Genomic DNA, 14175 nt, shown 5'->3' with positions numbered 1-14175 from the left:
TCGCAAAGAGATCCTTTAGCATCTCTCCCTTCAAAGTAAGCTGTCCCTCGTATGATATATGTTGCCAATCACAGCCTCCACACAGTCCAAAAAACTGGCACCTTGCAGGAATTCTATAAGGAGACGCAGATAATACATTTACCACCCTCGCAAAAAAATGTGATTCCTTTTTGTCTACAAGCTCTACCTCTACCTCCTCCCCTGATATAGCCCCTTCCACAAAAGCGATACCTTCACTCGTTCGAGCAAGGCCATAACCACCATAGACCATTTTTTCTATACGGAGTTTCATGGGAAGACCCCCACAATGCCAATGTCTGGATGCTCAACGAGGTTTACATCAAATGGCTTTATCTCCCTCCCAGAGTTGTCATAAAAAATCCTAACGCGGGGCCTTGAGAGCATTCCATCCACTAAGCCTACAACAACACCGCTTTCACCACTTGAAAGCTTAACCATAACTCCAAGAGGATAGGGAGGAATAAATCTTAAGAACACGTCAACATAGAATGGATCAAATAATATTCCTCGATTCATTTTAAGAAAAGCAAGTGCCTGATGCGGTAATATCCTCGACCTGTAGCTTCGGGTATGCGTAACCGCATCGTAAAAATCTATGATAGCAACGAGACGCGCCATGTCAAAAATTCTCTCCCCCTTGAGTCCGCGAGGATATCCACTTCCATTCCAGCGCTCATGATGCTGATACGCAATGTGGGCCACTCTCAGTCTCAGGGCTTCTCCCATCCTCTTCATGAGGAGATAGCCATACCGTGGGTGTTTCTTTATCTCCTCGAACTCCTCCTCGCTTAAATGACCTGCCTTATCAAGGATCTCCTGTGGAACTTTCAGCAACCCTATGTCGTATACAAGCGACCCGCATACGAGATCTAACGCTCTGTTATGGAAAAAGCTGACTTTTCTCGATAAGAAGGCAGCGATTATGGCAACCATTAACATATGGTGAAAGAGATAATCCTCTTTTTCTTCACTCTCATCAACGAGTAAATTAAGATACGGCTTGTCGTATCCCTTTAAAATCTCAATGAGCTCCTCACCCTTCTCCTTAATTTTTTCTCCAACCTTTGACCACGCAAAAGGATCCTTTTTTCTAAGATATCTTCTATCGCTTTCCCTACGCTCGAGTTCGATTACCTCAAGACATAGTTCTTTCAGTGAATTCTTAAACTCCTCCCTCCGCTCACGACTCAAAGGCTCAATTATGCTTATATCGCTCATCCTATCATCATAAATATATAAAACGCCCGCTTTTGATTTCCTCAGCGCCTCTATGTGTCTTTCAGAAAGCTTGGCTCCCTCCTTAAGCAGAACCCTGCCATCAGGGGTATAAACTGTCCGGGCTAATTCCATACCCGGTTTAAGAAGTTCAACCGGAACGGGCCTGAAGCTCATTCTTAAGAACCTTCTTTACGACATTGGGATTAGCCTTGCCTCGCGTGGCCCTCATTACCTGACCTAATAGAAAATTCAGTGCCTTTTCTTTGCCACCGAGGTAAGACTGAACCGCGTCCTCGTTCTCCGAAAGCACCTTTCTAACGATCTCCCTTAAGGCATCCTCATCGCTCACCTGCTCCAGCCCTCTGCTCTTAACGATCTCGGAGGGAGCCTTTCTACTCTTGAAAGCTTCCTCAAAGACCGACTTGGCTACCGGCTTGTTTATAATGCCTTTCTCCAAAAGATCCAGTATTTCCTTGAGATAAGGAGCAACATAGAAACAATCCTCTATTTTCACTCCCGTTTCCCCAACAAGCTTCAGAAACTCCACCTGAAGCCAGTTCGATATCTCCTTAGGTTTTTCGATCATCCTAACACACTCATCGAAAAGATCTCCAAGCGCTTTAGAGGAACTCAATACGGAAACATCATAATCGCTCAAACCGTACTCCCTTATCCATCTTTCTCGACGTTCCCATGGAAGCTCCGGCATAGTATCCCCTATCTCAGAAATCAGTTCATCTGGTATCGTCAAAGGAAGAAGATCCGGCTCTGGGAAATATCGATAGTCATGAGCTTCCTCCTTCCCCCTCAAGGAAATTGTTATGCCCCTTGAGTCATCCCAATGCCTCGTTTCCTGAATAACTTCTTTCCCCGAGAGAATTAGCTCAGTTTGCCTCTTTATTTCGTATGAGAGAGCTCTCTCAAGAGCCTTAAATGAATTCATATTCTTTATCTCCGTTTTGGTACCAAATTTGCCGTTAACAGAAAGAGAGATATTAGCATCGCACCTTAATGATCCTTCCTCCATATTACCATCCGAGACCCCAAGATGCTGAACCAAGCTTCTCAGCTCCATGACGAAGGCACGTGCCTCCTCAGGGGAAGATATATCCGGCTCGGTAACTATCTCTATGAGAGGCACTCCACAGCGATTGAAATCAACAAGGGAATAATCAGCTCCCTCAATCCTGCCGGTCTTAGTTGGATGAACGAGCTTACCAGCATCTTCCTCCATGTGAACTCTTCTTATCCTGATTTTCCTCCCTCTGAGCTCAAGATATCCATTTATTCCCAAAGGAATATCATACTGAGATATCTGATAAGCCTTGGGAAGATCCGGATAGAAATAGTTTTTCCGATGAAAACGAGTCTTTGTCAATATCTCACAATTCAATGCCAAAGCCGCTCTCAGAGCCAGTCTTAAGGCTTCCTCATTAAGAACCGGGAGAGAACCCGGAAGCCCCAAGCACACTGGACAAACGAGAGTATTCGGTTCTTTGCCTATATAATCTGTAGGACATGAGCAGAAAAGCTTAGTTTTGGTAAGGAGCTGACAGTGTATCTCAAGCCCTATAACGGGTTTAAGCTCCATGACTTTCACCCCCCATACGGTCTGCGGGCATGACAATCCGTTTCAGCCTCGAATGCAGCTGCTACTCCCAAGATACCAGCCTCATCTAAAGCTCTGCCTATTATCTGTATTCCTATAGGCAAACCAGTATCCGAAAAGCCCGCGTTGATAGATATCCCACATATACCAGCAAGATTAACGGGTATAGTGAATATATCGGAGAGATACATCATTATAGGATCATCTGCTCTCTCTCCTATCCTAAAAGCTGGCGTTGGAGATGTAGGAGTGAGTATATAGTCCACCTCTTTAAACGCTCTATCAAAGTCCTCCTTTATAAGCCTTCTTACTTTAAGAGCTTTAAGATAAAAAGCATCATAATATCCCGCGCTCAAGACATATGTTCCGATCATTATTCTTCTCTTAACTTCATCACCGAACCCTTTAGTTCTCGTCTCAAGATACATTTCCTTGAGCGTTTTACCTTTAAAGCGAAGCCCATACTGTACACCATCGTATCTCGCAAGGTTGGAACTTGCTTCCGCGGGAGCTATTATGTAATAGGTGGGAAGCGCATAATCGGTATGGGGCAGGGAAATCTCAACGAACTTTGCTCCGAGTCTCCCAAAAACCCTTTTGCTTTCTTCCATAACCCTTGCAACAGACTTATCGAGCATATCGGTAAAATACTCCCGAGGAAGTCCTATTTTAACGCCACTGAGATCTCTTCTGTCACAAGCTTTAAGGTAATCCGGTAGAGGAACATCAAGAGAGGTAGAATCCATTGGATCCTTACCCGCTATTACTTGAAGCAAAAGAGCACAGTCCCGAACATCCTTTGTTAAGGGACCTATCTGATCAAGCGAGGACGCAAAGGCAACGAGACCATACCTCGAAACCAAACCGTAAGTGGGTTTCAATCCTACCATTCCACACAGAGCCGCTGGCTGCCTTATAGATCCTCCTGTATCTGATCCCAAAGCCATTATCGCTTCACCTGCTATAACCGCAGCAGATGAGCCTCCACTTGACCCTCCGGGAACGGTTTCCGTATTCCAAGGATTCCTCGTGGGTCCGAAGGCAGAATTCTCGGTGGAGGATCCCATAGCAAACTCATCAAGATTGGTCTTGCCTATTATTATCCCTCCCGCCTTTCTTATCCTCTCTACAACGGTAGCATCATATGGAGGGTAAAAGCCCTTAAGTATTTTCGAAGCACAGGTAGTTTCAACACCTCGAGTGCACATATTATCTTTTATAGCGACTGGAATCCCCGCGAGGGGAAGGTCCTCCCCACCCTTTAACCTTTCCTCAACCACCTTAAGCTCCTCATAGGCCTGTTCTCTCATCACCGTTAGATAACAATGGAGCTCTCCTTCCTTTTCCTCCACTCTTTTAAAAACGGAGTCGAGAATATCCCTTAGCGATATCTCCTTTTCAGTTACCATTTCTCTAAGCTTCCATGTAGGCATATCGCAAAGCTCCAACTTCATCTACCCCCTTATTCCACTATTCTCGGAACCTTTATATACCCCTTTTCCGTCTCCGGAGCGATCTTGAGAATCTCCTCGCGTGGCAAACTTTCTTTAATCTCGTCTTTTCGCAAAGGTGTAGAGCTTTCTATAACATGACTTAGCGGTTCCACCTTTTCCGTATCAAGCTCCTGAAGCTTGGCAAAATGCTCAAGAATTCGGTTAAAGTGATGAAGCATTCTTTCCTTCTCCTCACCCTTTAGATCAAGATAAGCTAACTTCATAACATGTTCAACATCTTTCATGCTTATCTTCATAATTCATCTACCTCCCTAAAAAAGCCTTGGCTCCTTCTCAACCTTTATCTCAATTCCCGCTTCTCGCAATTTATCGAGGAATTCCTTTTCCCCCATCGTTCTAATATCCAAGGAAAGAGCCTTCTGATACTTGGAACCAGGATTTTCTCCAACTATGACGAGGTCTACCTTCCTACTCACGTTATTTAAAACCTGCGCCCCGAGATTCTCAAGTAGCTCGGTAGCTTCAGAACGCGTAAAGCTCTCGAGTTCCCCGGTAAAGACCACCTTCTTTCCCTTGAAAAAGTTTTCTTTTATCTCTCCTCTGTCCACTTTCTCACCGAAATTGACTCCTGCCTTCTTCAGCTTTTCCAAGAGAGAAGCTGTCTGAGGCTCCCTGAAAAAGCCGACTATACTACGTGCGACCTTATCACCTATCCCCTCTATAAGCACGAGCTCCGAATAGGAAGCACTCGCAAGATCATCAAGCGTATCAAAATGCTCCGCAAGGATCTTTGCTATAACCTTACCAACGTATCTTATTCCTAAGCCGAATATCAGATTAGCAAGGGGCCTATTCTTGCTCATCTTTATGGCTTTAAGCAAGTTAGAGGCACTTTTCGGCCCCATCCTCTCAAGAGAGAGAAGATCATCATAGGTCAGGTAATATATATCCGCTATATCCCTAACAAGCTTTCTTTCAACAAGCTGCTCTATGATCGCGGGTCCCAAGCCCCTTATGTCCATGGCATCCCTACTCGCAAAATGCCTTATTCTTTCCTTAAGCTGAGCAGGACAGTTAATCCCTATGCATCTGTAGGCAACCTCTCCTTCAGGTCTGACAACGCTCGCTCCGCAAACTGGACATCTATCCGGCATCTTAAACTCCTTCTCATTTCCAGTCCTGCGCTCTTTAACTACCTTGACTATCTCGGGTATTATTTCCCCTGCCTTTCTCACGATAACCCAATCTCCTATTCTGACATCTTTTCTCCTTATCTCATCCTCATTATGAAGTGAAGCTCTCTTAACTATGGTTCCTTCGAGGTGAACTGGTTCAAGAATAGCAACCGGTGTTAAAACCCCGGTCCTACCCACATTAACCACTATATCCAACACCCGCGTTATAGCCTCTTCAGGGGGGAACTTAAAAGCTATAGCCCAGCGCGGGCTCTTGCTCGTAGCACCGAGTTTTCTCCAGAGATCTATTCTGTTGACTTTAAGAACAACTCCATCAACAGCATAACTTAGGCTCCCCTTTTTACTCACCCATTCCTCGCAATATTCCCAAACCTCCTCCAAATTCCTACAAAGCCTTGAGTAGGGATTAACCTTAAATCCAAGGCTCTTTATGAATTCAAGCGCATCCCAGTGAGTCGCGATCCCCCATTTCTCAGGATTAACCAAATAGTAAGCAAATATATCGAGGGCTCGGGAAGCCGTTATCCTCGGATCAAGCTGACGTAAAGAACCAGCAGCAGCATTCCTTGGATTCGCAAACGGCGGAAGCCCTTCTTCCTCCCTCTCCCTATTTAAGCGGGCAAACTCCTCCTTCGTCATAAAGACTTCTCCTCTAACTTCGAGTTTACCTGAAACATTCCTTATAAGCCTTAGGGGGAGCGTCTTTATAGTTCTCAAATTAGCAGTTACATCTTCCCCGATGACTCCATCTCCCCTCGTTGCCCCAAGCACGAAAACGCCATTCTCATACACGAGCGAAACTGAGACCCCGTCTATCTTATGCTCAGCCACATACTCTATGCCATCCTCACCGCTCCATCTTTTGACCCTCTGGTCAAAAGCAATCAGATCTTCCTTGAAAAAGGCGTTATCAAGACTAAGCATAGGTTCTTCATGTCTCACTTTCTTAAACTCCGGGGCGGGAACTCCCCCTACCCTCTGCGTTGGGGAATCTGGGGTTATAAGCTCTGGATACTTTGATTCGAGCTCCCTTAAGCGGAGCATAAGCCTATCATACTCCGCATCCGTTATGATCGGATCGTTTAAGACATAATATCTGTAATCATGATAGGCTATTTCCTTTCTTAGCCTCTCTACCTCCTCAACTACGCTCCTCGGTATCTCTCTCCCCATCTTTTGTCCCCCTTTCCGGCCTGAGATGAGGAAAGAGTATAACATCTCTTATAGAAGTTGTATCGGTAAGTATCATAACAAGCCTATCTATTCCGATTCCTATGCCAGCCGCGGGAGGCATGCCATATTCGAGGGCGTTAACGAAATCCTCATCCATCGGGTGCGCTTCTTCATCTCCCATCTCTCTTCTTTTCGCCTGCTCCTCGAATCTCATGCGCTGATCTATGGGATCGTTAAGCTCAGAGAAGGCGTTCGCCACCTCAAAGCCCCCTATAAATAGCTCAAATCTATCAGTTAGATCTGGTTTCTCCTTATTCCTTTTAGCAAGCGGAGAAACCTCCACCGGATACTCTATAACGAATGTAGGCTGAATTAGCTTATCCTCAACAAGCTCCTCAAAGAACTCAACCATGGCTGTTGGGAGACTATCCGCCTTTTTAAGCTCTATTCCCAAATTTCTCGCTATTCTCTCAGCTTCCTCAAGGTCTCTTATCTGATCAAAATCAACGCCGGCATAGGTTTTAACGGCTTCCTTCATAGTTATCCTTCTCCATGGAGGAGTGAAATCTATTTCCTCTCCCTTATATTTAACCTTCAGCGTCCCTAAAACATTCTCAACCACATAGGCTATACCCTCTTCAAAGAGCTTTATCATGTCATCATAGTTAGCATAAGCCCAATAAAGCTCAAGTGAGGTAAACTCGGGATTATGTTCAGTCGAGATACCTTCATTCCTGAAATTTCTCCCTATCTCGTAAACCTTTTCGAATCCCCCAACGAGAAGACGCTTAAGGTAAAGCTCTGGAGCAATTCTCAGATAGAGATTCATATCAAGCGCGTTATGATACGTTATAAAGGGCCTCGCAGCAGCTCCAGTAGCTATGGGCTGAAGGATCGGAGTCTCAACCTCCATAAAGCCACGCGAATCAAGAAACTCCCTTAGAAGCTTAATAACCTTGCTTCTCACCACAAATCTCTTTCTACTTTCAAGATTAACTATTAGGTCAAGATATCTCTGTCTATATCTCGTCTCGACATCTTTAAGCCCATGCCATTTTTCAGGAAGAGCTCTAAGAGCTTTAGTAAGAAGAGTAAAATCTTCTACCCAAACCGAAAGCTCCCCTCTTCTCGTTCTGAAGGGGACACCTTTAACACCGATGATATCCCCCGTGTCTATCCAGCTCTTGAAGAAAGTATATTTCCCCCCTCTCCAAGCTTGTTGTATTGAAAGTAAAGCTGGATGTCACCCGTCTCATCCCGAAGATGTGCAAAGCTCGCCTTGCCGTGCATCCTCAATCTCATTATTCTTCCTGCCAAGGAAACCTCTTCCTGAGCGACTTCATCCTCCTTAAGGTAGGAAAACCTCTTTTTTATCTCTTCAGTGCTATTTTTCTTCACGTATCTATCGATTTTAAATGGATCATAGTTTGCTTCCTTCCTCAACCTTTCGAGCTTGTTCAACCTCTGCCTGTAGATTTCGTCAACTTCAGCCACGATACTCCCCCCCTTTATCCATTCTTACAACTACCTCCTTGAGAACATCTCTTATTCCCTTCAAGCTATTTATCCTCAGGAGGTATCCTCTAAGCCAGCTCGCTCCTCGAATTTCCCTCAATATCCAAGGAATCAGAGACTTAACGTACTTAGCTCCTCTTATATCCCCATATAGGCTTTCCGCTTCCGAACAAAAATCGATCAACCACCTAATCTTATCTTTGGATGTTTCTTTACGATAGCTTCCGGTCCTCTCAAGCTCCCTTATCTGACGAGGAAGAAACGGATTTCTCAATACCCCTCTCGCGAGCATAACCGCATCGCACCCGGTCTCATTAAGCATTCTTAAGGCATCTTCAGGGGTATCCACCCCACCATTCCCTATGACAGGAACGGAAACACTCTCCTTTAAGGCTTTTATGCTATTCCAATCAGGGGCTTCCGAAAAGCCATCTTCAACGCATCTTGCATGAAGCGTAATCCAGGAAACGCCTTCCCTTTCGAGCTTCTTAGATATCTCAAGAAACGTCTCTCTGCCTCTCCATCCCTTCCTTAGCTTAACGCTCACTGGAATGAAAACCGCCTCCCTAACGCTCAAGAAAACGCTAAGCGCTTTGTCAGTATCCAGAAGAAGCCTCGCTCCTCCCCCGCTCCTTAAAACCTTACGTGCGGGGCATCCCATGTTTATATCCACGCTTGAAGCACCCCATCTTTCCGCCACTTTCGCTCCCTCAGCCATCTTCTCAGGATCCCCGCCAACAAGCTGAACCCCAACCGCAGTCTCATCACCACCGATGTCGATAAGACTCAGAGATTTCGGGTCTCTATAGAAAAGCGCTATGCCGCTTATCATCTCCGTATAAGCATAATCTATTCCCTCTCTCCGGAGAAGCCTCCTGAAAGGAAGCTTTGTTATCCCAGCTATGGGAGCTAAAAAAAGCTTTATCACGCGTTTCTCTCGTATATTATCCTTAACCCCTCAAGAGTCAACCAAGGATTAACGAGATTTATCTCCTTCGACTCCTCTGCTACAAGATCTATAAGCCCCCCAGTTGCAACTACGAAGCTATGGTCCCCAACCTCTCTTTTTATTCTTCTCACCATACCATCTATCATCGAAGCATATCCGAAGATGAGACCCGCCTGAATACTCTCCTCAGTGGTTTTGCCTATAGGAGACATAGGTCTCTTAAGCTTAACCTTCGGCAGAAGAGCCGTTTTCAAGAAGAGCGCATCTGAAGCTATCTTTATCCCAGGAGATATAGCCCCACCAAGCCAATTACCATTCTCATCTACTGCACACCATGTTAGAGCAGTTCCCATATCGACAATTATAACCGGAGCTCCATATAAAAAATAAGCACCTACCGCGTTTGCTATCCTATCCGCTCCCACTTCAGAGGGATTATCAACCGCTATGCGTATACCGAGATCCAGCTCATGAGACACCCACAGCATTTTCATTGAGAGTAACTCTTTTACCACTTTCGTTATCGGTTCAACAAGCGGAGGAACAACGCTTGAACCTACTACTCCCCTAAGCCCCTCACGATCGACCCCCGATGCTCTTAATATTCCATCGAGGAGAAGGATATATTCATCCTTGGTCCTCTTCTTATTGGTTGATAATCTCCACGCTTTTAAAAGGCCTCCATCTCTATAAAAACCAAGAACGATATTCGTATTACCTATATCCATAGCAAGCAGCATAAAGGCTTCCCCCCCTAAAAATTCGCAATCCAGCCTAAATTTTAGGATTACCCACTAAAAGTGTCAAGAAAGGGGTGGACTATCCCCTTCTCGACCGAATTCTCTTAAAATAGAGGTCTGCGCCCACAACCCCTATGAAAACCGCTCCCTTAACCACCTGCTGAAGATAACTTGAAATCTCTATTAACCTAAGTCCATTATCCAGAAATCCCATTATAAGAACTCCTATAAGGGTTCCCCCCACACCTCCAACGCCTCCAAAGAGGCTTGTGCCTCCGAGAACCACTGCTGCTATCACGTCAAGCTCCATACCCATACCCACGTTCGGTTGAGCACTCCAAAGCCTTCCAACCATTAAAACGCCTCCGAGCGCAGAGCAAGCCCCACTGATAACATAAACGAGAACGCGCACCTTTGAAACCGCTATTCCCGCGAGACGAGCAGTTTCAGGTTCATCGCCAACCGCATAAACATAGGTTCCAAAGCGCGTCTTTCTTAATACCACCCAAGCAATCATGATAAGCATAAGCATAATAAGACCGGAAACGGGAACGGGTCCTAAGTAAGCCCAGCCCGCATAATTAAACTCACCAGAGGTTCCAGATATCGGATATCCCTGCGTTATAAGGAGCGTAGCTCCACGAGCCATGGCCATCATCGAGAGGGTGGCTATAAATGGAGGCATTTTCCCCCATTCCACGAATGTTCCGGAAATCAAACCACAGAGCATCCCAACGAAGATAGCCCCCAGCCATGCTAATGTCCAGTGAAGCCCCAAGCGTGCGTTAAGCCAAGCTCCAACCGCACCCGTAAGGGCGACCAAGCTTCCAACAGAGAGATCTATCCCACCCGTAAGCATAACAAACGTCATACCCACCGCGCAGATTCCCACTACCGCAACCTGAGATAAAACATTTGCTATATTTGAGGGAGATAAAACCCCAGGATAAAAGGAGGTCAAAGCCAGAAGAAGAAACGCAAGAACGAATAGACTCCCATATTTCCTCAAGGACATAAACCTACTCACTTCCCCCCGCAGCAGCCATCATTATTCTCTCGCCGCTAATTTCGCTACCTCTCAGCGAGGCTACGATTTCCCCAGATCTCATAACGAGAACTCTATCACTCATACCCATAACCTCTGGAAGCTCAGATGAGATCATAAGAATCGCTACACCCCTTCTCGTCAGGTCATCCATCAACTGGTGAACTTCCGCCTTAGCCCCCACATCTATTCCCCGTGTAGGCTCATCGAGTATCAAAACCTTTGGGCTAACGCTTAATCCCTTTGCTATAACCACTTTCTGCTGGTTTCCCCCAGAAAGACTTCTAACCTCAATATCAAGCCCACTACATTTTATCGAAAGCTCTTCTACAAACTCCCTTGCTCTATTCTCGCGATTTCTCTCGTTAACAAGCGAAAGGCCCTTAAAATTTCTAAGCAACTCAACTATAGTAAGGTTATGTTTTAACGACATGTTTAAAAACAAGCCCTGAACCTTCCTATCCTCAGGGACGAGAAATATCCCTCTCATGATCGCATCCCGAGGACTATCTATTTTAACGGGCCTTCCCTCGAATATTATCTCTCCCTCGTCTGGCGGACAAACCCCAAAAATCGACATGGCAACCTCACTTCTACCGCTTCCAACGAGCCCAGCTATGCCAAGAATCTCCCCTCTCCGAAGCGAAAATGAAATATTTCTGAAAATTCCCCTCTTCGTTAAGTTCCTCACCTCGAGAACTACTTCCGGCAGAGGAGCACCCGTGCGAGGGAAAAAAGCTCTTATCTCCCTACCAACCATCAGCGAAACGATTTCCTCTTGAGTGAAATCCTCCAAGCGCCCTGAACCTACAAGCTCACCATCTCTTAAAACGCTAACTCTATCCGCTATCTCAAAGATTTCCTCAAGTCTGTGAGAAATATATATTATACCAACGCCCTTCCTCTTTAGATCTCTTATGACCCTGAAGAGGCTCCCCACTTCTCTGGCAGAAAGACTCGACGTTGGCTCATCCATAGCTATTATCCTTGCGTTTCTTGAGAGAGCCCTCGCTATCTCAACAAGCTGTTGCTCTCCAACGGTCAGCCTTGAAACCTCGGCATCAACATCCAAATCAACGCCAAGCTCTGAAAATATCTTACGTGATTCCTCACTCATACGTTTTCTATCGAGAAAGAAACCCTTGCGAGGCTCCCTACCCAAAAATATATTTTGAGCGACCGTGAGATGTGGAGCTAAGCTAAGCTCCTGATGAATAACGCTGATACCGGCTTCGATGGCGTCTCCAGGGCCTCTCCAAGAAACCTTCTTTCCTTCTGCCCAGATCTCGCCGGCATCCGGCTGAACCGCCCCCTCAAGAACTTTAACGAGGGTTGACTTGCCTGCACCATTTTCACCAACGAGAGCGTGAACTTCCCCCGCGCAGACGGAAAAGGATACCCCTCGCAGCGCGTGAACGCCAGGATAGCGCTTGTGAATATCTTTCAAGAAAAGTAAACAATTAGGGAGAGTGGCGGGACTTTCTGTCCCGCCACCTTCCAAAACTGAACTCATAAGTTATCCTTGGTTATAAGCTTTAAGGGAACAGGTATAAACTTGGGAAGCTTCTTGCCATTAAGATACTCAACCGCCTTCTTGACACCAAGCTCACCCATTACCTTAGGCTGCTGAGCAACGGTAGCAGCAAGTTTTCCTGCTTTAATCGCAGCTATGGCATCGGGTATAGCATCAAAACCGACGAATATTATCCCCTTTCTGCCAGCAGCCTCTGCAGCAGCTATAGCTCCCAGCACCATTTCATCATTGTGAGCAAAGACTCCGTCTATCTTAGGATGAGCTTGCAGGATATTCTCAAAGACCTTCATTCCCTTATCCCTATTGAAATCAGCTGCCTGAGAGGCTATTATCTTAATTCCAGGATATTTGCTTATCGCCTCATGGAAGCCCTTTCCTCTATCGCGTGCAGCTGAAGTTCCCGGGATTCCAACGAGCTCAACTACATTTCCCTTACCATGAAGAGCTTTTGCGAGAAATTCTCCAGCCATTCTTCCACCAGCCACATTATCACTTGCTATGTGGCATACCACTTTGCCTCCCGCAGCTCCACGATCAATGGTAAAAACTGGAATTCCAGCTCTGTTAGCCTTTATTATAGAAGGAACAACAGCATTAGAATCAGTAGGGTTAACGAGTATTGCATCAACCTTCTTCTGGATGAGATCCTCCATTGCAGAAGTCATCTTAGCGGAATCATCCTGTGCATCGTAAATAATGAGCTTTACGCCCTCCTTAGCTGCCATTTCCTCAGCTCCTTGCTTTAAGGTAACGAAGAACGGGTTATTAAGCGTTGATATAACAAGTCCTATAGTATAGGTTTTGGCGAAGACCGGTCCTGCTGGAATGAACAAGCCTAATACCAGCACCGCAATGAGAAATTTCCTCACAACTTTTCACCCCCTTAGGTTTTCGCTTCCTTAGCTTTTACTCCGGCAAGCCTACCATACGCTATCAGCGCCGCTGCTATGACACCCCCTTTCACAACCTGCTCATAGAACGGATTTATATCCAATATGTTTATCCCGTTCTCTATCATTCCTATGATAAGTACACCGAGAACCGTTCCGAGGAGCCTTCCTTTACCCCCTGTAAATTGTGTACCTCCGAGAACGACCGCAGCTATGGCTCCAAACTCATACCCAAGTCCCGCTGTTGGTTGGGCAGAGTCCAATCTTCCCACCAAGATTAATCCAGCAAGCGCGGAAGAAATCCCACTTAAAACATAAACGGAGGTAACGATCGCCTTCACGTTAACTCCAGAGAGGATTGCCGCCGTGGGATTCGAGCCAACGCATCTAACCTGCTGTCCCCATACCGTTTTATCAAGAAGAACATAAAAGAGCATAAAACTAAAGAAAAATATCAAAACAGGCGTTGGAACAGACCCAATCCAACTTGCACCTAAAAACCTAAAGAAATAGGGAAAGCCCGTTATTGGAGCACCATTAGTGTAAAGAAGGGACAGCCCCCTCGCTATCCCCATCATCCCTAAGGTAACTATAAATGGAGGAATATCGAGGAAAGCCACTATCACGCCATTTACGAGCCCTCCCAAGCCTCCCACAGCAAGCGCTGCCAACCACGCTAAGAGAAAAGGAGCCCCATCTTTTACTAAAGAAGCAGCAATGAGCGTTGAGATAGCAAGAATGCTCCCCACAGAGAGGTCTATACCACTCGTAAGTATTACGCATGTCATACCAAGAGATATAATTCCTATTATGGACGACTGTCTTATTATG

General features: G+C 45.8%; 12 protein-coding genes and 1 pseudogene. All 13 read right to left on the bottom strand.

Features of this window, described 5'->3' with window-relative positions; translation table 11 throughout:
* On the bottom strand, positions 1-292 hold a 292-nt coding region (locus tag J7M13_00495; protein ID MCD6362471.1), incomplete at its 3' end, for a class I SAM-dependent RNA methyltransferase.
* A complete protein-coding gene (locus tag J7M13_00490; GenBank protein MCD6362470.1) occupies positions 289-1413 on the bottom strand; it encodes an HD domain-containing protein in 1125 nt (374 codons plus the stop codon). The genes J7M13_00495 and J7M13_00490, both read right to left, overlap by 4 nt.
* The gene (gatB, locus tag J7M13_00485; protein MCD6362469.1) at positions 1388-2830 is read right to left on the bottom strand and encodes an Asp-tRNA(Asn)/Glu-tRNA(Gln) amidotransferase subunit GatB; all 1443 of its coding nucleotides are present in this window, start codon (positions 2828-2830) and stop codon (positions 1388-1390) included. The genes J7M13_00490 and gatB overlap by 26 nt, the downstream gene beginning before the upstream one ends.
* 5 nt (positions 2831-2835) lie before the next feature.
* On the bottom strand, positions 2836-4281 hold the full coding sequence (gene gatA, locus J7M13_00480; GenBank protein MCD6362468.1) for an Asp-tRNA(Asn)/Glu-tRNA(Gln) amidotransferase subunit GatA: 1446 nt from the start codon (positions 4279-4281) through the stop codon (positions 2836-2838).
* Between the two features lie 29 nt (positions 4282-4310).
* Entirely contained in the window at positions 4311-4598 is a 288-nt protein-coding gene (gene gatC, locus J7M13_00475; protein ID MCD6362467.1) for an Asp-tRNA(Asn)/Glu-tRNA(Gln) amidotransferase subunit GatC, read from the bottom strand.
* A 15-nt stretch (positions 4599-4613) separates the two neighbouring features.
* The gene (ligA, locus tag J7M13_00470; protein ID MCD6362466.1) at positions 4614-6671 is read right to left on the bottom strand and encodes an NAD-dependent DNA ligase LigA; all 2058 of its coding nucleotides are present in this window, start codon (positions 6669-6671) and stop codon (positions 4614-4616) included.
* Positions 6640-8183, bottom strand: a pseudogene (gene lysS, locus J7M13_00465) (lysine--tRNA ligase). Before lysS ends, ligA begins: the two are co-directional and overlap by 32 nt.
* Positions 8158-9114 carry a tRNA-dihydrouridine synthase family protein gene (locus J7M13_00460; GenBank protein MCD6362465.1) on the bottom strand — a complete coding sequence of 319 codons (957 nt, stop codon included), beginning with the start codon at positions 9112-9114 and terminating at the stop codon, positions 8158-8160. Before J7M13_00460 ends, lysS begins: the two are co-directional and overlap by 26 nt.
* Positions 9111-9875, bottom strand: a complete 765-nt coding sequence (locus tag J7M13_00455) for a type III pantothenate kinase (GenBank protein ID MCD6362464.1) — start codon at positions 9873-9875, stop codon at positions 9111-9113. Before J7M13_00455 ends, J7M13_00460 begins: the two co-directional genes overlap by 4 nt.
* Positions 9876-9954: 79 nt before the next feature.
* Positions 9955-10890 (bottom strand): ABC transporter permease, encoded by a 936-nt coding sequence (locus tag J7M13_00450; GenBank protein ID MCD6362463.1) that lies wholly within the window; start codon positions 10888-10890, stop codon positions 9955-9957.
* Positions 10891-10894: 4 nt separating this feature from the next.
* Positions 10895-12433, bottom strand: coding sequence for a sugar ABC transporter ATP-binding protein (locus J7M13_00445; protein ID MCD6362462.1), 1539 nt, complete (start codon positions 12431-12433; stop codon positions 10895-10897).
* A complete protein-coding gene (gene rbsB, locus J7M13_00440; protein MCD6362461.1) occupies positions 12430-13323 on the bottom strand; it encodes a ribose ABC transporter substrate-binding protein RbsB in 894 nt (297 codons plus the stop codon). The genes J7M13_00445 and rbsB overlap by 4 nt, the downstream gene beginning before the upstream one ends.
* Before the next feature lie 14 nt (positions 13324-13337).
* The coding region (locus J7M13_00435) for an ABC transporter permease (protein MCD6362460.1) at positions 13338-14175 on the bottom strand (838 nt) is incomplete at its 5' end.

Source organism: Synergistota bacterium (assembly GCA_021159885.1).
Taxonomy (GTDB): Bacteria; Synergistota; GBS-1; order GBS-1; family GBS-1; genus AUK310.
This window is presented reverse-complemented; position numbering and strand designations above follow the sequence as displayed.

Bases quoted from the DNA above. Each gene is read 5' to 3' on its own strand.
- gatC (MCD6362467.1), bottom strand. From the start codon at position 4,598: ATGAAGATAAGCATGAAAGATGTTGAACATGTTATGAAGTTAGCTTAT.
- J7M13_00455 (MCD6362464.1), bottom strand. From the start codon at position 9,875: ATGCTGCTTGCTATGGATATAGGTAATACGAATATCGTTCTTGGTTTT.
- J7M13_00490 (MCD6362470.1), bottom strand. From the start codon at position 1,413: ATGAGCTTCAGGCCCGTTCCGGTTGAACTTCTTAAACCGGGTATGGAA.
- J7M13_00450 (MCD6362463.1), bottom strand. From the start codon at position 10,890: ATGTCCTTGAGGAAATATGGGAGTCTATTCGTTCTTGCGTTTCTTCTT.
- J7M13_00445 (MCD6362462.1), bottom strand. From the start codon at position 12,433: ATGAGTTCAGTTTTGGAAGGTGGCGGGACAGAAAGTCCCGCCACTCTC.
- gatB (MCD6362469.1), bottom strand. From the start codon at position 2,830: ATGGAGCTTAAACCCGTTATAGGGCTTGAGATACACTGTCAGCTCCTT.
- gatA (MCD6362468.1), bottom strand. From the start codon at position 4,281: ATGCCTACATGGAAGCTTAGAGAAATGGTAACTGAAAAGGAGATATCG.
- ligA (MCD6362466.1), bottom strand. From the start codon at position 6,671: ATGGGGAGAGAGATACCGAGGAGCGTAGTTGAGGAGGTAGAGAGGCTA.